We start from the raw sequence: 22,832 nt of genomic DNA on the forward strand, positions 1-22,832 counted from the left end.
GCCTCGCTCAGCGCCGCCGCATTGCCCGCCCCCTCCATGCGCTTGGCATAGAAAGTCTCGGCCTGTTCGCGGGTCGCCTCGTCATCCACCTGCCAGAGCGTCGCGATCACCGCCCGCGCGGGCGCGAGCACGAAAGCATGCGAGAGCGTGCGGTATTCGAGCCCATCCGCCCCGATCCCGCTTTCGCAGGCCGACAGGAACACAAGCTCGGTCTCTGGCATCGCAATCGACATGATCTGCGCCAGATCCATATGACGGTTGCCCGCCAGGAGCAGGAAGCTGTCCTTGGGCGAGGTCGGGTCGAGCTTGCCATGGGTGGCGAGGTGGATGAACGGCGCGTCGCCCGCATGGGCTTGCAATTCCTCGTAACTCGCCTCCTCGCCCAGCCGCAATTCGACCATGCCCTCGGCCTCGAGCAGCCCCGCCACGGTCTCGGCCTCGGCTTTTGCCGCGGGCAGAGAGCCGTCGGGATCGCCAAAGACGAGCGGCGCGAAACCTGCCGAGGGCAGCGCGCCGATCATCGTGTCGAGCGCGTAAAGGCTCGGCGCCACCGCCAGGTCGAAGCGCTCGACCGCATAGACCGGCCCGCGCGGGCCCTCCTCGCGAATGAGCGCGCCGAAGGGCAGGTAGGAGAGCGCGCCCGCGGGCGAGACCACCAGCGCGGCGCCCTCGGGGATGTCGTTCTCGATCGGGCGCAAGAGCTGATCGTAAAGCCAGGCCAGCGCGGCTTGCGTGTCGAGCACCTCGCCCGCCGCCATCGCGCCCGCCTGTGCCGCGACGGCCAGCGCGTCGGTGGGGGCGGGAGGCGTCGGATCGGGGCCCTCGTCGGCGCCAAACAGGCGCGTTTGCCCGCGCGCCTGGCCCGCCAGGGCCTGCGCCACTTGCCGCACCCTTGCGTCGAGCAGCTTCGGATCAAGCTGCACCTCGCGCAGGGTTTCGCCGGTGCTGCTCACGAGGTTGATGTAAAGGCTTTGACCCGCGGGCAGATATTGCGCCACCACCACGCCTTCGGGCAGCTTGCGGGCGAAGCCGCGCAGATCCATCGGATTGAGCTGCAACATGTTGAACAGGGACGGGTTTTCCTTTTCAAGCTTGCCCAGAAGCGCCAGGTCGCGTTGCTTGGCACGCAGGATCTGCCGCTCCAGATCGGCCTTGCGCGCGGCATCCTCGCCCACCGCGCGGTCGAGCTTTTCCTCGAGCGCCGAGATCGCACGGGCCGACTTGCGGAAATTCGCCGCCACCTTGCCGGCCTCGCTGTCGGGCGGCAACGCGTCCATCAGCACGTCGTTCACCGCCCGCATCCGCCCCTGTTCGAGCGCGGTAAAGGCGAATTCGCTTTGTGCCTGCGAGATCAGGAAGGCTTCGGGCCCGGCGCCGCGCGGATCGTAGACGGTCACCCCGGCATCGGTGGCGATGTAGACGCGGCCCTCGGGATCGGTCTCGAGCGCATGCACCACGCGCGCGCCGTAGCTGGCGAAGTCCTGATCGGGCAGCATCCAGTTCAGCCGGTCGGGGTAGAACCAGGTCTCGCCCTTGCGCGCGACGACCCCGGCGGCGGAACCGTAAAGCCAAAGGTCTTCGCCCAATTGCACCCCGCGCGTGCCCAGATAAAGCGCCGGATGCGCGTCGCGCAGCGCCATGTAGCTGCGGTCTTCGGCGATGCGGAACTCGGTCCAGGTCTTGCCCGCCAGCCGCGCGAAGCCGCGGTTGGTGCCAAGGATGGCCGAACCGTCGGGCTGGGGCGTGAGCGATGTGGCGAACCACGAGCCCGCCACATCGAGCGTGCTTGGCACGAAGCGGGTGCCGTCGAATTCAAACAGCCCGCCTTGCAGCCGGCGGTTGCGGTAGCTCAGATGGGCATTGTTCGAGGCCACCAGCAGGATGCGCCCGTCAGGCGCCTGATAGAGCCCGTGCAGGCTGTCGGACCAGACCGGGTAATCGGCGGGGCCGGTGTAAAGGCTGAACTCGGTCAGCTCACCGTCCGGCTGCCAGCGAAAGGCGCTCGCGCCGGCAAGGGCCCAGATCGTGCCGTCCTGCGCCGCCAGAATGTCACGCAGCGGGCCTTGGCCGCGGTCATCGGGCACGCTCTGCCGGGTGGTGAACAATTCCTCGGCGGCCGTGGCGCCGGGGGGAAAGCGCATCACCCGGTTGCCCGAATGGGTGATGAGCGCGCCATCGGGGGCGCGGCGCAGGATATGCGCGTCAAGTGGCGCGAAAAATTGCGCGCCCGCGGTCAGATCGTCGTGGTGGATCACCTCGAGACTGCCGCCGCCCGCAACGAAGGTGACGCCCAGCTCGGGGAAGGTGAGCAGATCGTCGACCCGCCCCTCGTGGGCGAGCCGGGCCTGCCCGCGCACCACCGCCGCCACGCCGTCCGAGGTCAGCATCCAGAGCTGCCCGTCGCGTTCCACCGCACGGCGCAGGCCGGTGGGGCGGTCGCGGCCGGGTTCGCCGAAGGCTTCGAAGCCCGAGCGCCCCATCACCGCGCCCCCCTGGTCGGTGAGCACGGTCAGCGCCACGCGGTCGGGCAAGGCCCGCAGCTCGACCAGCCCCGCCGGCGCATCGGTGCGCGCGATGGTCTCCTGTCCCGCGACGGGGGAGAGCGGCCCCGGGAGGGCGAGGGTGGCGGCATCGGGCTCGGTCTGCGGCCAGTCGGCGCGCAAAAGATCCTCGCCCGCGATCAGGTAAAGCGCGTCCTCGTGTTCGGGGGCGAGCGCGTCGGTGACCCGGTAATCGGTGAGAGCGACCTCGCCGCGCGGGCCGTGAAAGGAAAGCCCCGTGCGCCCAAGCACCAGAAACCCGTCGCGCGCGGGGCGCAGGGCCTCGATCGCCTGGGGGCTGCGCGCGATCTCGGTCAGCCGCTCCAGATCCCAGATCACCAGCCCCGCGCCATTGCCGAGCGCCATGCGCGGCCCGTTCACCGCCAGCGCCGCCAGCGGGCCTTCGGGGAGCGCCGGGTCGTCGGTTTTCCACAGTTGCGCCTTAGCGGTGTAGTCGCCCGACAGCATCATCAGCCCCGCGCCGGTGGCGAGCCAGAGCCGGCCCAGATCATCCTCGGCGAGCGCGGCGACGGCGGAATGCGGGTCGAGCTGCGCAGGCGCGAGCGAGGCCGAGAAGGCGCCCGCCGCCCGGTCGAAGCCGAACCATTCCCAAAAGCCGCGCCGAAAGACCGCCATGCCGCGATCCGAACCTACCACCACATCGCCATTGGCGCGAACCACCAGATCCGACAGGCGCAGGCCGCGTTCGACCAGCGCGCGGGGGAATACGTCGGCGCGCGGGTAGGAGCGCCAGAACCCCGGATTGGTCAGCGCCGAGGCGCGCAGCCAGCCCGCCTCGGACAGGAGCCGCAAGCCGCCCTGCGCGAGTTCCGCGCCAAAGCGCGCCTGCGCGCCGACCGCCTCGGGGGACAGGGGGGTAAGCCCCAGCGCCCAGTCTCGCATCTCCTCCCAGTCGGACCAGCGATCTTCCGGCAGGCCCTCGGGGCGGATCAGGGCCGCGAGCGCGCGCCAGCGCGACACCGCCTCGAGGCCCAGCGTCTGAAAGGCGGCGGCCTCGCCGGCCTCGACACCCTCTTCCTCGGCGGAGCGGGCGGAATAATAGATGTCGGACAGAAGATCCTCGGCGCGCCCGGCATGGGCGGGCAGATCGCCGAGCCGTTCAAGCAGCATCCGCGCCAGATCCATCTGCGCCCGGCGATAGTCGAGCATCGAGACCGTCTCGTCCTCGTTCGCCTCTTCCACCCGCGCCTGCATCGCGTTCAGCTCCGGGTCATCGACCTGCATGTCGGAGAAATTCCCGCGCTGGACGTCACGCAGATTGCCGAGCACCGTCTGAAAGCCGTTGAACGCGCCGATCACCGCCGCGGCGATGCGCGAGCCGCCCTCCGATCCGTCCGGCGCCTGCGCCTGCGTCTCGGTGATTTCGCCCGCGGCATCGTAGCTGACCAGAAGCCGGCCCAGTCCCTCGACCTCGATTCGCGTCGGCTTGCCCGCGGCATTGTAGTCGAAACTCAGCGCGGGGCTGCCCTTCTGCTCCATGCGCACGATCGGCGACACGGGATGTTCGGGGTCGTGCGGCGCATAGATCAGCCGCGTCTCGACGCGATCGCCGAGGAACATCCGCTCGACATTGCCATCCGCGTTGTAATCGACGCCGCCCTCGACGCGCCCGACCTTGAACCGCGTCATCCGCCCGGTCACCGGGTGATATTGCGCCTCCCATTCGGTGCCGTCGGGCTGGATCATCGAGACCCGCATCGCGTTCAGGTCAAGCTGGCGGATCGTCGGCTGAGGCTTGCGGGTATCGGCGCGGGCGGATTCGAACCAGGAGATGTAAAGGTCGGATTCCGAAACCGAAACGCCCTTGTCATATTGCTCGGCGTAGTGCCGCTTGTAGGCGCCGAGGGTCTTGTAGGCATGGTCGGTTTCGACCTTCACCGCAGCCTCGGGATCCCAGCGCTTCGCGCGTTCGAGATAGGCCAGCGCCACCACCGGCGAGCCGCCCCATTTGTTGTGTCGATGCGCAAAACCGCTCAACCGTTCGGCGTTGCGCGGCTGGCGCTCGACATAGGCGTGATGCGCGATGAAGGCGAGCGCGCCGCCGCCAAGGTTCTCCTGAACATCGCCCTTGTAGAGGTTTCCGACCGCGCCCTCGTCGTCGGGGTGGGTGCGCTGGTCTTGCAGTGCCGCGACGGTGAGCGCCTGCGACGGCCCGATCCGGCTCAGCAGGAAATAGCGCAATTTCCAGTAGCGATCCTCGCCAAGGCCAAGCGCGCGGGCACGGTCGAGATCGGCCAGCGCCTGCTCGATCCGCGCGACGTCATACATGCGGCCGGCATAGACGGCGTCGTCAACCTGCCCGGCACGTTCCTCCAGCAGCTCCGCGAGCTCGGGCGCCTCGGCCCCCGCCGCCTCGAGCCGCGCGAGCCCCGCATCGAGGCTGGCGATCGCGCCCTGCCAGTCGTCGGGGGCGGCTTTCGCAAGCGCTTTCGCGCGGCGCAGCTCGGGGAAGGCCTCGCGCGGGGCGGCCAGGCGGGCGCGTTCCCAGATCGAGAGATCCTGCTTCGTGGCGCGGCCGAGCTGCGCCCAGGCCTCCGCCTGGTCGGGATGGCGCGCCACCACCGCTTCGAGCAGATCGGTGGCCTCGGTCATCCGGTCGGACTTGTCCGCGTAATCGACGAGCCGGGCAAGGCGCCAGTCCGAGACCGGATCGAGCAGAACCGCGTCGCGGATGGTGTCGAAAGCCTCCTCCGGGCGGTCCTGTTTCGACAGGTCATAGGCGAAATTGCCGTGCAGCCAGGCGGCGCGGGGCAGCTCTGCGAGGGCCGCGACGTGCAGCGCGTCAAAGCCCGCGCGGTCGCCTTGTGCCGCCAATATCTTGCGGGCCGCGTTGAAGGCCGTGTCGCTTGGCGCCCCTCCCGCCGCGCGATAGGCCTCGAAGGCGGTCAGGGCCTCCTGTGGGCGGCCGTCCGCGTCGAGCGCCTTGATCAGCGCCGCCGCCGCGGCCGTGTCGCGCGGATCTTGCGCCACCGCCTTGTTCAAAAGCGGCACGGCCTCGCCGGCAAAGTCCTCGCGGGTCAGCATGTCCCCGAAGGACACCAGCAGGGGGCGCAGATCGGCCCCGCTTTCCATCGCCTTCAGCCCCGCCGCACGCGCCTCGCCCAATTCGCCCGCCTCGGTAAAGCCGCGCAGCGCGGTCAGCCCGGCCCATGCCGCGCGCGCGGCCTCGGGCTGGTCGGCGCGGGCCGCGGCCTCGGCGGTGCTGCGCGCCGCGTCGAACCGCCCGAGCACCGCGAGCGCCTTCGCGACCCGCTCGGCCGCATCGCGGAACGGATAGACGGCCTCCTCGCGCTCATAGGCGGCGAGCGCCTCCTCGGTGCGCCAGAAGCTTTGCTGCTGCGCGCCCAGGCGGCGCTGCGCATTGGGGTCATTCGGCGCGACGGCAAGCCAGAGCGCGGAGAGGTCGCGCATCTCGGCCGCGGTTGTGTCGGGCCGCGAGAGCAGCGCGCGGATCAGCGCGCCGCCGGGGGCCCGGTCGACGCCCGGATGCGCCACGAGCCAGTCGATCACCGGCGCGGGCTCCGCGATGAAGGTGCCGCCCAGCAGAAAGGCGGCGCCGAAATCGGCCGGGAAGGTCTCGACCAGCCGCTCGGCGATTTGCAGGCAATCCGCGCGCGCCCCAAGCCCGCAGCTCGCATAGGCGATCTCGTAATCGGCCCAGTAATCGGCGCGGGGCCGGGCGAGCGTCGCCTCGGAGAGCGCCGCCAGAAGATCGTCGCGCCCCATCCGCGCCGCCTGAAACGCCTGCGCGGCAAGGGTCAGAACGGGGGCAAGATCTTCGGGCGGGCTTGGCAGGAGGTTCGGCCCCATCGCGCCTTTCGCCCATTGCGCCCAGGCCCAGACATGGCTCGCCGAAGGGTGCGGGGCGGGGCTGCGCAGATCGGCTTCGGTCGCGGCGATCAGCCCGTCGATGTCGCCCGCCGCACGAAGCGCGATCCAGACGGCGATGCGCGGGTCATCCTCTTTCGCCACGGCGCCCTCGAACGCAGGCGCGAGATCGGCAAGGGCCGCGGGGGCATAGACGCCCTCGGCGCTGACCGCACCGGTCGGGTCGGGGGCAAAGGGGCTTTGCGCGGTCTGGGCGGCAAGAGCCAGCGGTGAAAGGCAAAAGGTGACGAGCAAGGCGGGGAAAAGGCGCGACATCGGAATGCTTTCAGTTGGGAAATGGGAGGGGGCGGCGCGCTATTGCGCCAGCGAAGCCTGCATGACCTTCATCACGCCCTGCCAGAATTCGACCTGATCGCCCGGCGACGCATCCAGCCGCCGTTGCCCTTCTGCCAGCGCGCGCGCGCCGTAGACCCGCATCAGATCGCCCGCCGTGCGCACCACCTCGACCCGGCAGCCATCGGGCTCGACCTCCCAGAGCCGCCCCTGCGTGGCCGCGCGCGGCGCCACCGAGCAACGCTCGTCCGCACTCCAGCCCAGCCGCACCAGCCCCAGAATGTCGCCCAGAATCTGCGGCGCGTCGCCGAAATAGCTGTGGCCCAGACTGTCGGCCTCGATCAACGAGGCATCCACCGTGTCGAGCCCGTCGATCGTCACCACCTGATCATTGGCGTCGCCGAGCCGCGCGCCGCCGTTCACCTGCCGCGACAGTTTCAGCGCCAGATCGTGTTTCGAGGCGTAAAGCGTCACCCCGTCGACATGGTCGCGCAGCACCGGAAAGCGCGCCAGAAACTCGGCGCGATCGACGTCGGGGGCGGCCAGAACCAGCTGGCCGATGTGCCGGTCGGGGTGGCGCAGCAGGAAGGTCTCGAGCGCCTCGAGCAGGTAGCGATTGCCCATCGAATGCGCGATCACATGCAGCTTGCCGCTGCCGCGCGTCGCGATTTCGAGGAATTCTTCCATCGCCGGGCGGGTCGAAACCACGCCATTGGCGTCGGACAGATAGCCGTAGAGCGAGCCTTTCGAGGGCCAGCTGTAATACATCGTCTTGCCCGGAAATTCGAGATCGTAGCTTAGCTGCGCCGCACGCAACGCGCCGTCGTGAAAGGACACATTGTAACCGTGCACGAACAAAAGCCGGTCCTCGGCCTCGCAACAGCCCGCGGCGAAAGCCTCGCGCCCCATCTGCTCGATCTCGGCCAGAACGACATGCTCGTTCGGGTCGAGATGGTCGGTGAAAAGCCAGCCGCCGGGGCGCTCGATCATCCCGGCGAAGTGGTTGGGCGGGATCGTCACGACAAGCTTGCCCACCGACAGATCGCCGCGCTCCGAGCCATAGGCCTGCGCCGGATCGGGGTTGCCGGTGGGGCGTCGGTTGGTGCCATACCAGACGGTGACCGCATCGGGCTTGCCCGCGATGCGAACGGAGGAGGGCGCGCCGGACTTGTTGGCCTCGACCACCACGGCGCGCATCGAATCGAGTTGCGGCAGGATTTGCGGCATCACGGCCTCGATCTCGGGGCGCAGCGCATCGAGACGCGCCAGCAGCGCCGGGTTCTCCGGCCCGAGCCGCTTTTCGAGCGTGTCATAGGCCGCGAGCCGGGCGTTCAACGCCGCCTGCGCATCGCCGAGGCTGTCCTGCGCCGCCGCGGTCAGATCGAAGCTTTCGGTGCGGCGCGGATCGGTGGCGGCGAGGCGGCCGGCCAGCGGCGCAAGGAACGTCAGCGCGCGGGCGGGCTCACCCGCCGTCAGGGCGGCGCGGGCGAAGATCAGCCGCAGGTCGTCGTCGTCATGCTCGGCAAGCAGTGCGTCGGCCAGATCGAGCGCCGCTTTCGGCTCGCTGGCCAGCAGCGCCTCGACCTGCGCGAACCGCTCGAGCGTCGCGACCGAGGGCGCCTCGGAAGGCGTGTCCTGCCCGAGAGCGGGCGCCAGGGCCGCCATTTGAAGGGCAAAAACGGCACAGGCAATGCTGAGAGCGCGCATCGAGATCCATCCTTCCTGTCGTTCCGACCCTCTCGGGGCAAGGCATTCCGGCCCGCATTCGCCGCGGTTTCCTTCCTATCCAAACCGTCTTGTTCGCCTGTGTAAACCTGCGATAGCATCCCAAACGTGACAAAAGACCGCGTTTTGGAGAGATGGGCATGAGACGGGCCTATATGTGGGGGCTCGTGGGCCTTCTCCCGATGCACGCCTTGGCCGGATCGCCCGAGGCGCCCGCAATCGCCACCTCGGGTTTCGTGCAGGGCGCGATGGCGGTCTTCGAGGTGCTGGCGCAAAGTTCCCGCCACGCGGCGCTGCAACTTGCGGCGCTCGGTGCCGATTTCCCCAACTTTCCCGCCACGCTGGCCGCGTTTTTCGCGCGTCTCGGCGAGACCGGCTTCAGCCTCGGCGCGCTGGTGGCGCGGGTGGCGCTGTGGCTGGCGGTCGGCGCGCTGGCCGAGCTTGGCTTTCGTGCCATGCTGGCCCGGTTCCGCCGCGCGGCCGGAGAGGGCGGCAGAACCCTTTGGCTCCTCGGCAATCTCGCGGCGATGATGGTCTTCGCGGTGGTCGGCGGCTGGCCCCTGCTGATGAGTGTGCAGGCCAATACCGGAGCGCAGAAGTTCGTCGTCAGCTACATGCTGGCGCTTCTGATGATGCGAGGCTTTGCGCTGCTCGCCCGCCTCGTGCTGGCGCCCTGGCGCCCCGCGCTGCGCCTCGCCGCGGTCAGCGACGCCGAGGCGCTTCGTCTGTATCGTCACCTCGTCATCCTCGCCGGCGCAGCGATCTTCTTTCTGTGCACCACCACGCTTCTGCGCGTGGGGGGGCTCGCCCCGTCCGCCGTTTTGACCTTCGCGCTGATCACCCGCACGCTGGTCGCCGCGGGCGTGATCGCGGCGATCCTGGTGCATCGCGCGCCCATCGCCCGGATCCTCTCGAGCGATCGCCACGGGCGGCGGCGCGCGGCGGGCTGGCAGGGGCTCGCGGGCGTCTGGCATCTGCTCGCGGCCTCCTATGTCGCGCTGTCCTGGGCCATGAGCTCGATGCTCCTGCTCCTCGGCCGGTTCGAGGCCAATACCCTCGCCGTCGCCAGCGTCTTCCTGATCGTTGGCCTCCTCGCCCTCTGCCTGCTGCTCGACGACTGGGCCGCGCGCAGCGATGCCGCGACGCCCCCCCCGCCGCCCGGCCTGAGCGCCCCGCCGAGTTTCGCGCAATTCTTCTCGCGGCTCGGGCGCGCGCTGGCCACCGTCGGCACACTCACCCTTCTGGTGCGGCTCTGGAGCGGGCCCTGGGACATCTGGCGCAACCCGCTGGCCGAGGCGTTGGGCCCGGCGCTCACGCAACTGCTGGTGACCCTGCTCATCGCCTATGTGCTCTGGCAGGTGGTGGCGATCGGCTCCGAGCGGGTGGTTTGCGCCGCCACCTCCGGCGGTGGCGCGCGCCAGACCCGGGTTGCCACCTTCCTGCCGCTGATCCGCAACACCACCTTCGTCGCCATCGCCCTCACCGCGACGATGATCGGGCTCTCGGCGATCGGCGTCGATGTGCTGCCGCTGCTGGCGGGCGCCGGGGTGGTGGGCATCGCGCTGGGCATGGGCGGGCAGGCGCTGGTGAAGGACATCGTCTCGGGCATTTTCTTCCTGCTGGACGATGCGTTCCGGGTTGGCGAATATGTCGACACGGGGCTGGCCGAGGGCACGATCGAACGTGCCGGGATCCGCTCGCTGGCGATCCGCCATCCGCTTGGCGCGCTGCACACCGTGCCATTTGGCGAGATCCGCACCATCGCCAACCATTCGCGCGACTGGATCTCGTTGCGGCTCGATTTCCGCTTGCCCTTCGATACCGACCTGAGGCTCCTGCAGGCCGAATTCGAGCATCTGGCCGAGGCGCTTCTGGCCGATCCGCATCTGGCGCCGCTGTTCGTCGGACGGCTGGAGTTCGGCGGTGTGGTGATGGTCGATGAGGGGGCGATGATTGTGCGCACCAGCTACAAATGCGTGCCCGGAGAGCAATACCGGCTGCGCCGGATCGTCTATGACGCCGTGCAAAAGATGTTTCAGGACAAGGGGATATCGGTTGCCGTGCGCGAGGTGCGGGTGCGCGGCGAGGGCGCGGCAGAGCATGGCCCCGCGGCCACCGCAGGCGGCGTCGCCGCGCTTGGGGCCGGGGAGGAGATGCGCTGAAAGCCGGCGGCAAGGTCGGCCGGGGCTCCGGTGCGGCTTTGGGGAGCGGACAGAGGGGATGTTTCGCGATGCGCCTAATGCTCTGGCCCCGATCGTCTGCGCCTCTGATCGCGGTCGCGCGGCGCCCCGCGCACGGCGGGGCCGCGCACCCGCGGCCTTCCTGTCGGAGAGCTGGCGACATCGCCCGGACCTGAGCCGTGAAAGCTGTGCGCTCAGCTGCGGATCGCGCTTCTCGCCACGGTTGCGAGCGGCGGCTCCCTTGGGCTAGGCTTGCCCCGACGCCAACGACACTTCTTCGCCCCCCAGCCCCCGAAGAGAACCATGCATCGCCGTACCTTCACGCTTTCCGCGCTCGCCGGTGCTGCGGCCCTGTGTCCGCTCTGCGCGCGCGCCCAGCAGGGCGCCGCCGCGCAGGGCCGCGCCGAGGATATCGTGCTCTGTGCCTCGGGGGGCGGCGCGGAAATGGACGAGCTCAACCGCGTCAGCGGCACCGGGACTGCGGCGCTCGATCGCGCGCTGAGCGAGGAACTCAACAGCCAGTCGCGCTTCTTCAACCTGCGTCCGGCCTTTTACATCTACACCGGCGGGCTCGCCAATGCCTTCGCCACCCTGCGCACCTTCCCCGAAACGCCGCAGACCGACGGCTCGATCCTCTATCAAAAGGCGCTGCTGTTGCAGCATTTGTCGCAAGGCGCACTGGGGGGCTCGGTCGTGGCCGGGGTGATCGCGCATGAATTCTCCCATATCGCCCAATATCATCATGCCGCGCTGTTCCAGCGGCTGCGCGACCGACATCGTTCGGTGAAATTCGTCGAGCTGCATGCGGATTACATGGCCGGCTTCTACATGGGCAACAAATTCGCAGACAGCCCCGAGCAGATCGACACTTTCGCGCAGGCGCTCTTCGAACTGGGGGACGATCACTTCTCGCAAATTGGCCACCACGGCACCCCCGAGCAGCGCTATGTCGCGATGAAGGCCGGGTTCAACTACTACCGCAGCTTTCCCGGCCGAGGCATCGAACCGGCCCTGCTTGAAGGGGAGGCCTTTATCCGGGAATATTTCCCGGCATTCGACCGGAAGGGGAACTGAGATGATGCGACTGGGCGGCCCCCTGGTGACGGGCCTTGCCGTCGGCCTGCTCCTGGCTTTGCCCGCCCGGGGGCAGGCGCAATGCTATCCGGGGCTCGGGAATTGCTCGGACGGAGGCAGCGTGCCGCAGGCCCAGCCCGTCCCGGCCCCCAGCCCCGCGCCTCAGAGTGCCCCTGAACGCTCCGTCAGCGGTCCGAGCTGGAAGGTGAAGGCCTCCGTCTCGCAGGGCTATCAGAATGTGCGCTCGGGACCGGGCACGATGTATCCGGTGCTCTTCGCGATCCCGGCGAGATCGGGTGGCATCCGGATGATCGCCTGCCAGCGCCCCGATGCGGGCGGCGGGCGCTACGACTGGTGCCAGATCGAATGGAAGGGACAGACCGGATGGTCCTCCGTCAATGGCTTCGAGCCGGAGTTCTGACCTGCCTCGGGCTTGCCGCGCCCGCCGCGGCGCAGCCCCCGCAGAAGGGCTTCGTGCGGCTCTCCGACGTGGCGCCGGGGATCGCACAGGATATCCGCTACGCCGGCCCCTATAATTTCACCGGCGCCCGGGTGCCGGGCTACGAGGCGCCCGAGTGCCTGCTCACGAGCGCGGCCGCCGGGGCGCTCCTGCGGGCGGAGCGGGCGCTGCGTCCGGCGGGGCTCAGGCTCGTCGTCTACGATTGCTACCGGCCTGCGGGCGCGGTCCGGCATTTCGCCGCCTGGGTCCGGGCGGCGGGCGCCCCCGCCTACAATCCCGCATTCTTCCCCGAGGTGGCGCGCCGCGATCTTGTCCGTCAGGGCTATATTTCCGACAGATCCAGCCATTCGCGCGGCTCCACCGTCGATGTCGGATTGCTCGCGCTTGGCGAAGAGCCGCCGCGCATGCGGGCCAATGGCGCGCCATGCGATGCCCCCCACGGGCAACGCCCCCTTGAATCGAGCATCGACATGGGCACCAATTTCGACTGTTTCTCGCCACGAAGCGCGCAGGAGGCCGCTTCCTCGCCCGAGGCGGCGCGCAACCGCCGGACGCTGAGCGCGGCGATGGCCCGTGCCGGCTTCCGGCCCTATGCGCTGGAATGGTGGCATTTCACCCTGCGCGACGAGCCATTCCCCGGCACGCAATTCGAGTTTCCCGTCACGCGTGAGGCCCTGTGATCCCATTGTGAGCTGACTGGGGCAGGGCCGCTTTCCGCGTCTGCCGCGCGCCCTGCGCCGCCTGTCCTGCGCTCGGACCAGCGCTGCCGGCGCTTCGACCGCGAGGGGCATCTGTGCGCCGGCCGGCCTTGCGGAAACAGCGCATCACCGATCATGCACAGGACGAGGTCCAGCGCATGAAATGCCGTCACATGCGCGCGCCCTTGATCCAGACCCCGCGCACCGCGCCCGCGCCGCCGATCCGTTTCACCCGGATCAGATCGGCGCGCTTGCCCGGCGCGATCTCGCCGCGATCGGTGAGCCCCACCGCCGCCGCCGGCGCCGCCGTCACGGTGCGGATGCCGCGCGCGATGTCGCCCCAGAGATCGCCGAGCATCAGCGCCGAGGACAGCAGCGCCGAGGGAACGTAATCGGAGGAGACGATGTCGAGCAGGTCGGCCTCGGCCAGATCCTTCGCCGCGACATTGCCCGAATGCGAGCCGCCGCGCACGAGGTTCGGCGCCCCCATCATCACCGCGATGCCCTGCGCATGGCAGGCCGCCGCGGCCTCGATCGTGGTCGGGAATTCGGCGAAGCGCACGCCATGCGCGGCCGAGCGCGCGACCTGCGCGGCGGTGGTGTCGTCATGGCTCGCGAGCACCGCGCCGAAGCTCCGCGCCGCCGCCACCGCGGCGATCTCGTGATCGTCGCCGAAACTCTCCCGCAGGCTTTTCAGCTCGGCGACGTGATCGTCGAATTCCGGGTCGCTGAGGCCAAGCTTGCCCTGCACGTAATGTTTCAGCTTCGTGATGTCGCGGAACTGCCGTTCGCCCGGGGTGTGATCCATCAGCGAGACGATGCCGACGCGGTCCTCGGGGCCGAATTCGTCCAGCTCCTCGCGCAGCGTCTCGGAGCAGACCTCGGCGCGCAGGTGCAGGTAATGGCTGATCTTCAGCCCCCCCGCCGCGCGCAGCTCGAGCAGTTCGGAGGCGAGCGCGCGGGCATATTTCGGGTAGCGCCCGCGGCTGTTCGGGATCGAACCGACGCGCATCGCGTCGAAGACGGTGGTGATGCCGACCGAGCAGAGCTCGGCGTCATGGGCGATGATCGCGGCGGCATGGGGCCAGTTCACCTTCGGGCGCGGCTCCATGTGGCGTTCGAGGTTGTCGGTGTGCAGCTCGATCAGCCCGGGCAGCAGCAGATCGCCCTCGCAATCGGTGGCGCCCGCCGGCACCGCGGCGCCCGGCACGATCTCGGCGATCTCGCCCCCGCGCAGAATAAGCGCGCCGCGCAGCGCCTCCCCGGGCAGGATCAGCGTGGCATTGGCAAGGATCGTTTCGGTCATTCTTTGGCTCCGGTCAGGGCGGGGAGGGGCGCGTCGATCGCGGCGATCAGCCGGGCGACGCCCTCCTCCTTCGTGCGGTCGTTGGGCAGGCTGCGGCGGGCGATGCCGGCAGGCAAGGCGAGATCGGCGCGCGCGAGGCGGCGGGCGATCTCCTCGGCGCTTTCCCGCCCGCGCGCGGCAAGACGGTGAGCGAGCACCGCGGGATCGACGGTGATCTCGATCACCTCGAGCGCGGGGAAAAGCGTCTGCGCCTCGGTGAGCGCGCGGCGGGCGCCGTTGAAGATCACGGTGCGGCCCTGCGCGACGGGCGCGAATTCGGCGGTGCGGATGCCATAGCTGAGCCCATGCGCCGACCAGTGCAGCGCGAAGGCGCCGGCGGCGCGCAGCGCGGCGAATTCCGCGGGGGTGACGCTTTCGAAGGGCTCGCTCGCGTCGTCGGCGGGGCGCGAGATCACGCGCCGGGCGCGGTGGATTCCGGGGCGCGCCGCGATCAGCCCGGCGAGGAGCGTGTCCTTGCCCGCGCCCGAGGGGCCGACGAGCGCGATGATCCGCCCGGCCATCGTCAGGCCGCCTTCGCCGGGGTGAACCGGGTCACGTCGATCTCCAGGTCGCACAGCCGTGCGCGTGCCGCGTCGTCGTGGAAGATGCCGACGATCGCCGCGCCACGCGCCTTCGCCGCTTCGATCAGTGCGAGCACCACCTCGCGGTTTCGCGCGTCGAGCGAGGCGGTCGGCTCGTCGAGGAGCAGCACCGGAAAGGGATGGGCGAAGCCGCGCGCGATGTTGACGCGCTGCTGCTCGCCACCCGAGAAGGTGGTGGGGGAAAGCGGCCAGAGCCGCTCGGGGATGTTGAGCTGCCCGAGCAGATCGGCGGCGCGGGTGAGCGCCGCGGCCTCCGGCACCCCCAGCGCGAGGAGCGGCTCGGCCACCACGCGCAGGCAGGGCACTCGCGGCACCACGCGCAGGAACTGGCTGACATAGCCGAGCGTCGCGCGGCGCAGCGCGATGATCTCACGCGGGGCGGCCTGCGCCACGTCGAGCCCGGCGACCCGGATCACACCGGAGGCGGCGCGATAATTGCCCCAGATCATCCGCATCAGCGTCGATTTCCCCGCGCCCGAGGGGCCGGCGAGGGCCACGCATTCGCCGCGGGCGACGGAAAGCGCGGCGCCCTCCATCACCGAAATCACCGCCCCGCCCTGATTGTGCAGGGTGAAGCTTTTCGACAGGTTCTCGATCAGGATCATCGGTTCGGTCATCGGCTACACCTGCAGGACGGAGGACACGAGAAGCTGGGTATAGGCGGCCTGCGGATCGTCGAGCACCTGATCGGTCAGCCCCTGTTCGATCACGCGCCCGTCCTTCATCACCATCAGCCGGTCGGCGAGCAGCCGCGCGACGGCGAGGTCATGGGTGACGATCACCACGCTGAGCCCCATGTCGCGCACGAGCCCGCGCAAGAGGTCGAGGAGCCGCGCCTGCACCGAGACGTCGAGCCCGCCGGTCGGCTCGTCCATGAACACGAGCCGCGGCGCGGTGACGAGGTTGCGCGCGATCTGCAGCCGCTGCTGCATGCCGCCGGAGAATTGCCGCGGCCGGTCGTCGATGCGGCGCGCGTCGATCTCGACCCGACCGAGCCAGTCCTCCGCCGCCGCCCGGATCGCACCGTAGTTGCGCGCGCCGACCGCCATCAGCCGCTCGCCGACATTGCCGCCGGCGGTGACCCCCATGCGCAGCCCGTCGCGCGGGTTCTGATGGACGAAGGCCCATTCCGTCCGCGCGAGCACGCGCCGCTCCGGCTCGCTCATCGCGCCGAGGTCACGCCCGCGATAGGCGATCGTCCCGGCCTCGGGTGCGAGATGCCCGGCGAGGCAGCCCAGCAGCGTCGACTTCCCCGACCCGGATTCGCCGACGATGCCAAGCACCTCGCCCGGGTAGAGATCGAAGCTCACCCCGGTGCAGCCGATCCGCGCGCCATAGCGCTTTTCCAGCCCCGCGACGGTGAGGAGCGGTTCCTCCGCGCCCGGGCTTTTCCTGGCGAAAATACTCGGATCCGGCCCCTCCATCACGCGGCCTCCCCGGGCGAGAGGCGCCCGCGATGCCCGGCCGCGCGCCGGCTTTCGCAGAAATCCGTGTCCGAGCAGCAGAACATCCGCCCGCCGCGGTCATCGACGATCACCTCGTCGAGATAGCTCGTCTCGCAGCCGCAGAGGTCGCAGGCGTGATCGGCTTTCGTCGCCTCGAACGGGTGATCCTCGAAATCGAGGCTGACGACCCTGGTGTAGGGCGGCAGCGCGTAGATCCGCTGCTCGCGCCCGGCGCCGAACAGCTGGATCGCCGGGGTGTCGCCAAGCTTCGGATTGTCGAATTTCGGGATCGGCGAGGGGTCCATCACATAGCGATCCTCGACCAGCACCGGATAGGCGTAGGAGGTCGCGATCGCGCCATGCCGCGCGATGTCCTCGTAAAGCTTCACATGCATGAGCCCGTATTCGGCCAGCGCATGCATCCGCCGCGTCTCGCTTTCGCGCGGTTCGAGAAAGCGCAGCGGCTCCGGGATCGGCACCTGATAGACGAGGATCTGCCCTTCGATGAGCGGCGCCTCCGGGATCCGGTGGCGGGTCTGGATCACCGTCGCTTCGCCGGTGTGGGTGGTGGTCTCCACCTCCGCCGTGCGCGCGAAGAAGCGCCGGATCGAGACCGCGTTGGTGGTGTCGTCGGCGCCCTGGTCGATCACCTTGAGCCGGTCCTCGGGCACCAGGCAGGCGGCGGTCACCTGCACCCCGCCGGTGCCCCAGCCATAGGGCATCGGCATCTCGCGCGAGGCGAAGGGCACCTGGTAGCCGGGCACCGCGAGCCCCTTCAGGATCGCGCGGCGGATCATACGTTTCGTCGCCTCGTCGAGATAGGCGAAAGTATAGTCGCTCATTGCGCGGCCTCCTGCCGGGCGCCTTCCGCCGCGCGCCGCAATTTCCGGATCAGCTCGAGCTCGGACTGGAAATCGACGTAATGCGGCAGCTTGATATGTTCGAGGAAGCCGGTCGCCTGGATGTTGTCGCAATGCCCAAGCACGAATTCCGCGTCCTGCGCCGGGGCGCCGGTGTTCTCCTCGCCGAGCTCCTCCCAGCGCAGCGCGCGGTCGACGAGGCTCATCGAGATCGCCTTGCGCTCGCTCTGGCCAAGCACCAGCCCATAGCCGCGGGTGAATTGCGCGGGCTCCGTCTTCGATCCGGTGAACTGGTTCACCGTCTCGCATTCGGTGAGCTCGATCTCGCCGATGCCGATCGCGAAGCCGAGCTCGGGGATCTCCATCTCCACCGCGCAGCAGCCGATCCGCAGCTCGCCGACGAAGGCATGCGTCCGGCCATAGCCGCGCTGCGTCGAATAGGCGAGCGAGAGCACGAAGCCCTCGTCGCCGCGGGCGAGCGCCTGCAGCCGCAGCGCGCGCGGCGCCGGCATCTCGAGCGGTTCGCGGGTGAGATCGGGCGGTTCGCCCGCATCGGCGCCGAGCGGCTCCATCAGCCCGTCGCGGTCGAGCAGGCCAAGCACATGGGGCGCCGCGGCTTCCTCGGCCGGGCGGCGCGCGGCCTGCGGCGGGGCCTCGCCCTCGGCCATCAGTTTGAAATCGAGCAGCCGGTGGGTGTAGTCGAAGGTCGGGCCGAGGATCTGCCCCCCCGGCACGTCCTTGAACGTGGCCGAGATCCGGCGGTCGATCGCCATCGTCGCGGTCTCGACCGGGCGCGAGGCGCCGAAACGCGGCAGCGTGGTGCGATAGGCGCGGATGAGAAAGATCGCCTCGATCAGATCGCCACGCGCCTGCTTGATCGCGAGCGCGGCGAGGTCGGGGTCATAAAGCGAGCCCTCCGCCATCACCCGGTTCACGGCCAGCGCCATCTGCTCGCGGATTTGCGCCACGGAAAGTTCGGGCAGCGCGGGATCACCGCGGCGCGCCTCGGCCAGCCAGTCATGAGCGGCCTCGATCGCGCGCTCGCCGCCCTTGGTCGCGACATACATCAGAGCGCCTCCACTTCGGTGGACCGGGGCAGGGCGGCGATCTCGGTGCCCGCGCAGAGGTAGAGATCGAGGCCGAGCGGATAGAGCCGGTGGTTGCGCGCGGCCTCCTCCGGGTCGGGCAGGCGGGCCAGCATTTCGGTCGCGATGCCCGGGCCGGAGAGCCGCGCGTTCGGCGGCGTCAGCGCCGGCATCTCGACGATCAGCGTCGCCGCGCGGTCGGGGTAATCGGCGGTGCCGATGGCAAAACGATCGAGCGGTTGCAGCGCCTCCCACGTGCCCAGCGCGAAGGTGGCCTGCGATGCCGCCACCAGCGGCGCGCCGCAGTGAAAGGCGATCCAGCTGCGCAGCGCGGGGCTGTCATGCGAAGGGGCGAGGTGCAGCGGCGTCGCGGCGTCGCACAGCGTCAGCAGCACCGCGCCCGCCGCGGGCGAAAGCGGCGCGGGCGGGGTGGCGCCGGTGATCGGCTGCAGCCGTCCGGGGCGCGCCATCGCCTCGAGACAGGCGCGGAAGGCGCGGGCCGCATCGCGCGGCGGATCGGCGAAACCGCCCGAAAGCATCGCGTCCTTCATGCGTCTTCCCCCCGCACCATGGTGAAGAATTCGACCTTCGTCGCCGCCGCCTTCTCGGCGCGGGCGCTGCGGCGCGCGGCCTCCTCGGCGCGCAGCGGGGCCAGCACCTCGGCCGCGATCCGCGCCGCCCGCGGCCCCTGCATCAGCGCGTCGATCAGCGCGGCGCGGGTCGCATGCGCCTTGTCGCGGCCCTGCACATAGCCGTGGCCGACGCTGCCATCGGCAAGCCGCAGCGCGCAGCGCGTCACCGTCATCTCGCCGAGGTTGAAGGCGCCGCCCGCCGCCCCGATCCGCCCGCGCACCATCACCGCGCCCACCTCGGGCGCGCGCAGCCAGTCATGCGGGGCGAGGTCGGGCATCAGCGCGGCCAGCCGCTCGGGCCGCGCCCGGGCGATCAGCCCCATCCTCTCCTGTCTCATCTCGGTCGTCTCTGGGTCACTCGACATCTTGCGGACTTGTCTAGGTTTCTATACAACTAGACAAATATGATCCGGAATGCGCGGCGGAGGCAAGTGAAACTTCGATGACGAGGAAAGACCCGGTCTGGGCGGCGATCGCCGCCACGCTGCGCGGCGAGATCGCCGCCGCGCTTTACCCCGAGGGCGCGAAGCTGCCGACCGAGGCGGCGCTTGCGGCGCGCTTCGGGGTGAACCGGCACACGGTGCGCCACGCGCTCGCCGCGCTCGCCGAGGAGGGGCTCGTCGTCGCGCGGCGCGGCGCCGGGGTCTTCGTCGCCGCCGCGCCGCCCGCCGATTACGCGATCGGGCGGCGGGTGCGCTTCAATCAGAACATCGCCGCCTCGGGCCGCACCCCCTCGCGCCGGGTGCTGCGGATCGAGACGCGCCCGGCGGACCCGGCCGAGGCGGCGGCGCTCGGCGTCGACCGGGTGCATGTCTTCGAGGGGGTTTCCTTCGGCGATGCGCTGCCGATCTGTGTCTTTCGCTCGGTGTTCCCGGCGGAGCGTTTCCCGGCGCTGCCCGAGGCGCTCGCGCGGCTCAGTTCGGTCACCGCGGCGCTCGCCGAACAGGGGGTGGCCGATTATTTCCGCGCCTCGACCCGGGTCACCGCGAAGATCGCGCGCGGGCCGCGGGCGGGGCTTTTGCAGGTGGCCGAGGGCGCGCCGATCCTGCGCACCGAGGCGGTGAGCGTCGATCCCGCGGGGCGGCCGGTCGAATATGGCATCAGCTGGTTCGCGGGCGATCGCGTCGCGCTGACACTGGCGCCCGATCAGGACCGCTCGTAACGCTCGAGGAAGGCCTCGGCGGGCAGCGCGCGGAAATCGGCGAGCCGCGCGCGCAGCGTCGCGTGGTCCCAGTCCCACCAGGCGAGCGCGAGGAGCCGCTCGGCCACCGGTTCGGGGAAGCGGCGGCGCAGCGGCTGCGCCGGGCAGCCCGCGACGATCATGAAGGGGGCGACATCCTTCGTCACCACCGCGCCCGAGGCGACGATCGCGCCGGTGCCGATGGTGACTTCGGGCTTCACGATCGCGCCATGCCCGATCCAGCAATCGGCGCCGAGCGTGGTGCGCCGCGCCGCGCGGGCGGCGAAGAAATCGGCGTCATCCGCGGCATCGTCGAAATAATAGGACGAGCGGTAGAGGAAATGGTGCTGCGCCGCGTTGCGCCACGGATGATCGGTCGGCCCGATCCGCACCATCGCGGCGATATTGGCGAATTTGCCGACCGAGCTATTGGCGATGTCGCACAGCCGCTCGCAATAGGCGTAATCGCCGAAGTCGGAATTGAGCACCACCGCCCCCGCGCCCACCTCGCAATAGGCGCCGAAACGCGCGTTGGTGATCTGGGCGCCGTCATGGATCAGCGGCTCGGTGGGGGACAGTTTCGGCATCTTGCCTCCGGGGCAAAGGGGGCGGGCTCAGCCGCGGATGAAGCGGCGCCGGATCCAGCCCGAGAAGCTGTCCATCGCCATCACCGTGGCCACGATCAGGATGATGTAATAACACACCTCTTCCCAGTCCTTCTGGGTCAGGATCGCCTGCGTCAGCAAAAGACCGATCCCGCCGCCGACGATCGCGCCGATCACCGTGGCGGAGCGGGTGTTCGATTCGAGGTAGTAGAGCAGCTGGCTCAGGATCACCGGCGCGACCTGCGGGATCACCCCGAAGCGCGCGCGCTGGGCGGCGTCGGCGCCGGTCGAGGCGATGCCCTCGACCTGCTTGCCGTCGATGTTTTCCAGCGCCTCGGAGAAGGTCTTGCCGAAGGTGCCGGTGTCGGTCATCAGGATCGCGAGCGCGCCGGTCATCGGCCCGGGGCCGAAGGCGCGGCTGAGGATCACCGTCCAGATCAGCCCGTCGACGCCGCGGAAGAAGTCGAACATCCGCCGCAGGCCAAGGCGCAAGAGCCGCGCGGGGGCGAAATTCGCCGCGGCGAGGAAGGCGAGCGGAAAGGCGATCAGCCCCGCGCCCATGGTGCCGAGGAACGCCATCAGCACCGTCTCGCCCATCGCCCAGATCACCACGTCATGGTGCCAGACCTTGTTGTGCCAGACCTCGGAGAGCATCGCCGCGAGGTTCGAGCGCGTCGGGTCGAGCCGCGGCTCCCAAAGCGCGAGCGCGGCCAAGTCGCCGAGGCCTTTCCCGTGGAACGGGCTGTCGAGGGTGAAGAAGAACATCTCCCAGCCGGGCTGGTAGCGGAAGGTCTCGGTGCGGTTCTGCGTCATCGCGAAACGCCACCAGGGGCCCGAGAGGCTCACCCGCGTCTTCGAGGCGGAGATCCAGCGCGGCATCGGCGCGCCCTCGGGCAGGGTGAGGATGATTTCCTTCGCCGCGCGGGTCACGAGGATGGTGCCGAAGCCCTTGCGTTCGATCTGCGCGGCATCGGGCAGATAGGTGATGCGCGAGCCGTCGGGCAGCGCGATCACCGGCTCCGCGCCCGGGGTGACCCAGTCGGGCGCCGCGCCCGCGGGGTAGCGCCCCTTCGCCTCGCCCTCGATCGCGATCTCGATCGCGCCGGAGCGGTTGTCGCGGGTGACATGGGTCTTGTAGCTCCAGAAATCGCCGATCAGCGCGGCGGCATTGTCGGGGCGCAGCCGCCCGGCGATGCCGGCGATGTCGAAGGCGACGAAAATATAGGCGAGGTAGCCGAGCAGCAGGAGCGGGATCAAAAGCGCGCGGCGGCGCCGGGCGGCGAAGGCGCGCGCGATCTGCACCTGAAGCACGACGCCGGTCGCCGATTGTGCGGTGGCGAGGCTCATGCCGTGGCCCCTCCCTTGACGAGCCGCGCCCGGGCGCGGTCGGAGAAATGATCGACGAGCGAGATCGTCAGGAACAGCAAAAGGAAGATCGCGACGACCTGGTCATACCGCCCCTGGCCCCATTGCAGCGCGGTCTTCAGGTCATAGCCGATGCCGCCCGAGCCGACGAAGCCGAGGATCGCCGAGGCGCGGATGTTGATCTCGAAGCGCAGCAGCGCATAGGAGGACCACATCGGCGCGACCTGCGGCCCGATGCCGAACCAGATCCGCTGTAGCCAGCTCGCCCCGGTGGAGGCGAGCCCCTCGACCGGCTTCAGATCGGCGTTCTCGGCGACCTCGGAGAAAAGCTTGCCCAGCGCGCCCGCGGTGTGCAGCGCGATCGCGAGCATCGCCGGCACCGGGCCGGTGCCGATCAGGAAGATCAGCACGAGGGCGACGACGATCTCGGGCATCGCGCGCATCACGTCCATCGCGCGGCGAAAGAGCGGCAGCGCCCGCGGCCAGAGCGCGAGCCCCCGGGTGGACAGCACGGCAAGCAGCGCGGCGGCGATCCCGCCCGCCAGCGTCGAGACCGCGGCGATGTTCAGCGTTTCGATCAGCGAGGGCAGGAAGCGCGCGAAAAGCGCGGGCAGATGCGCGCGGTCGCGCCAGGCCTCGCTCAGGATCTCTTTCGGAAAATCGAAGACATGCGGCAGGCCCTGCAGGAAACCGCCCGCGTTGCGCGCATCGGCGAGGCGAAAGCCCGAGGCCATCAGCGCCACGAAAAGCACGATCAGCACGGTGCCGTAAAGGCGACGGCGCCGCACCAGCGCAAGATAGCGCGCGGCGGGCAGGGCGGGGGCATCGGTCATCGCGGGCCTTTCGGAAAACGG

18 protein-coding genes are annotated in these 22,832 nt (G+C 69.8%); 5 read left to right on the forward strand and 13 right to left on the reverse strand.

Going from position 1 to position 22,832, the window contains the following annotated elements; genetic code table 11:
- A partial coding sequence (locus AB7U46_RS10765) for a CHAT domain-containing protein (RefSeq protein WP_428336972.1) occupies positions 1 to 6,704 on the reverse strand: 6,704 nt, incomplete at its 3' end.
- Between the two features lie 39 nt (positions 6,705 to 6,743).
- Positions 6,744 to 8,429, reverse strand: a complete 1,686-nt coding sequence (locus tag AB7U46_RS10770; protein WP_428336973.1) for an alpha/beta hydrolase — start codon at positions 8,427 to 8,429, stop codon at positions 6,744 to 6,746.
- 158 nt (positions 8,430 to 8,587) lie between these two features.
- Between AB7U46_RS10770 and AB7U46_RS10775 the strand changes: the two genes are divergently transcribed.
- From AB7U46_RS10775 to AB7U46_RS10790, 4 genes are all read left to right on the forward strand, one after another.
- A complete protein-coding gene (locus tag AB7U46_RS10775; protein ID WP_428336974.1) occupies positions 8,588 to 10,609 on the forward strand; it encodes a mechanosensitive ion channel family protein in 2,022 nt (673 codons plus the stop codon).
- A 321-nt stretch (positions 10,610 to 10,930) separates the two neighbouring features.
- Positions 10,931 to 11,701, forward strand: coding sequence for a hypothetical protein (locus tag AB7U46_RS10780; protein WP_428336975.1), 771 nt, complete (start codon positions 10,931 to 10,933; stop codon positions 11,699 to 11,701).
- A 205-nt stretch (positions 11,702 to 11,906) separates the two neighbouring features.
- Positions 11,907 to 12,122 (forward strand): SH3 domain-containing protein, encoded by a 216-nt coding sequence (locus AB7U46_RS10785; RefSeq protein ID WP_428336976.1) that lies wholly within the window; start codon positions 11,907 to 11,909, stop codon positions 12,120 to 12,122.
- Positions 12,086 to 12,841 (forward strand): M15 family metallopeptidase, encoded by a 756-nt coding sequence (locus AB7U46_RS10790; protein WP_428336977.1) that lies wholly within the window; start codon positions 12,086 to 12,088, stop codon positions 12,839 to 12,841. Before AB7U46_RS10785 ends, AB7U46_RS10790 begins: the two co-directional genes overlap by 37 nt.
- 187 nt (positions 12,842 to 13,028) lie before the next feature.
- Here the strand turns inward: AB7U46_RS10790 and AB7U46_RS10795 are convergent, their stop codons facing one another.
- The 8 genes from AB7U46_RS10795 to phnG are packed head-to-tail and all read right to left on the reverse strand — an operon-like array spanning position 13,029 to position 19,193.
- Positions 13,029 to 14,165, reverse strand: coding sequence for an alpha-D-ribose 1-methylphosphonate 5-triphosphate diphosphatase (locus AB7U46_RS10795; RefSeq protein WP_428336978.1), 1,137 nt, complete (start codon positions 14,163 to 14,165; stop codon positions 13,029 to 13,031).
- Complete coding sequence (gene phnN, locus AB7U46_RS10800) at positions 14,162 to 14,725, reverse strand: phosphonate metabolism protein/1,5-bisphosphokinase (PRPP-forming) PhnN (protein WP_428336979.1); 564 nt, start codon at positions 14,723 to 14,725, stop codon at positions 14,162 to 14,164. The genes AB7U46_RS10795 and phnN overlap by 4 nt, the downstream gene beginning before the upstream one ends.
- 2 nt (positions 14,726 to 14,727) lie before the next feature.
- Positions 14,728 to 15,411: a phosphonate C-P lyase system protein PhnL gene (gene phnL, locus AB7U46_RS10805; RefSeq protein ID WP_428337009.1), complete on the reverse strand. Its 684-nt coding sequence runs from the start codon at positions 15,409 to 15,411 to the stop codon at positions 14,728 to 14,730.
- A gap of 15 nt (positions 15,412 to 15,426) precedes the next feature.
- Complete coding sequence (gene phnK / locus AB7U46_RS10810) at positions 15,427 to 16,230, reverse strand: phosphonate C-P lyase system protein PhnK (RefSeq protein ID WP_428336980.1); 804 nt, start codon at positions 16,228 to 16,230, stop codon at positions 15,427 to 15,429.
- Complete coding sequence (locus AB7U46_RS10815) at positions 16,230 to 17,093, reverse strand: alpha-D-ribose 1-methylphosphonate 5-phosphate C-P-lyase PhnJ (RefSeq protein ID WP_428336981.1); 864 nt, start codon at positions 17,091 to 17,093, stop codon at positions 16,230 to 16,232. Before AB7U46_RS10815 ends, phnK begins: the two co-directional genes overlap by 1 nt.
- Positions 17,090 to 18,178: a carbon-phosphorus lyase complex subunit PhnI gene (locus AB7U46_RS10820; protein ID WP_428336982.1), complete on the reverse strand. Its 1,089-nt coding sequence runs from the start codon at positions 18,176 to 18,178 to the stop codon at positions 17,090 to 17,092. The genes AB7U46_RS10815 and AB7U46_RS10820 overlap by 4 nt, the downstream gene beginning before the upstream one ends.
- The gene (phnH, locus tag AB7U46_RS10825; protein ID WP_428336983.1) at positions 18,178 to 18,747 is read right to left on the reverse strand and encodes a phosphonate C-P lyase system protein PhnH; all 570 of its coding nucleotides are present in this window, start codon (positions 18,745 to 18,747) and stop codon (positions 18,178 to 18,180) included. The genes AB7U46_RS10820 and phnH overlap by 1 nt, the downstream gene beginning before the upstream one ends.
- Entirely contained in the window at positions 18,744 to 19,193 is a 450-nt protein-coding gene (gene phnG, locus AB7U46_RS10830; protein WP_428336984.1) for a phosphonate C-P lyase system protein PhnG, read from the reverse strand. Before phnG ends, phnH begins: the two co-directional genes overlap by 4 nt.
- A 77-nt stretch (positions 19,194 to 19,270) precedes the next feature.
- Between phnG and phnF the strand changes: the two genes are divergently transcribed.
- The gene (gene phnF / locus AB7U46_RS10835) at positions 19,271 to 19,990 is read left to right on the forward strand and encodes a phosphonate metabolism transcriptional regulator PhnF (protein ID WP_428336985.1); all 720 of its coding nucleotides are present in this window, start codon (positions 19,271 to 19,273) and stop codon (positions 19,988 to 19,990) included.
- On the opposite strand, the gene AB7U46_RS10840 is transcribed toward phnF, so the two are convergent.
- The 3 genes from AB7U46_RS10840 to phnE (AB7U46_RS10850) are packed head-to-tail and all read right to left on the reverse strand — an operon-like array spanning position 19,975 to position 22,811.
- Positions 19,975 to 20,595 (reverse strand): chloramphenicol acetyltransferase, encoded by a 621-nt coding sequence (locus tag AB7U46_RS10840; protein WP_428336986.1) that lies wholly within the window; start codon positions 20,593 to 20,595, stop codon positions 19,975 to 19,977. The two genes, phnF and AB7U46_RS10840, sit on opposite strands and share 16 nt — an antisense overlap.
- Positions 20,596 to 20,622: 27 nt before the next feature.
- Positions 20,623 to 21,960 (reverse strand): phosphonate ABC transporter, permease protein PhnE, encoded by a 1,338-nt coding sequence (gene phnE, locus AB7U46_RS10845; protein WP_428336987.1) that lies wholly within the window; start codon positions 21,958 to 21,960, stop codon positions 20,623 to 20,625.
- Positions 21,957 to 22,811, reverse strand: coding sequence for a phosphonate ABC transporter, permease protein PhnE (gene phnE / locus AB7U46_RS10850; protein ID WP_428336988.1), 855 nt, complete (start codon positions 22,809 to 22,811; stop codon positions 21,957 to 21,959). The genes phnE (AB7U46_RS10845) and phnE (AB7U46_RS10850) overlap by 4 nt, the downstream gene beginning before the upstream one ends.
- Positions 22,812 to 22,832 lie beyond the last annotated feature (21 nt).

The organism is Paenirhodobacter sp. (assembly GCF_050177655.1).
Classification (GTDB): Bacteria; Pseudomonadota; Alphaproteobacteria; order Rhodobacterales; family Rhodobacteraceae; genus Rhodobacter.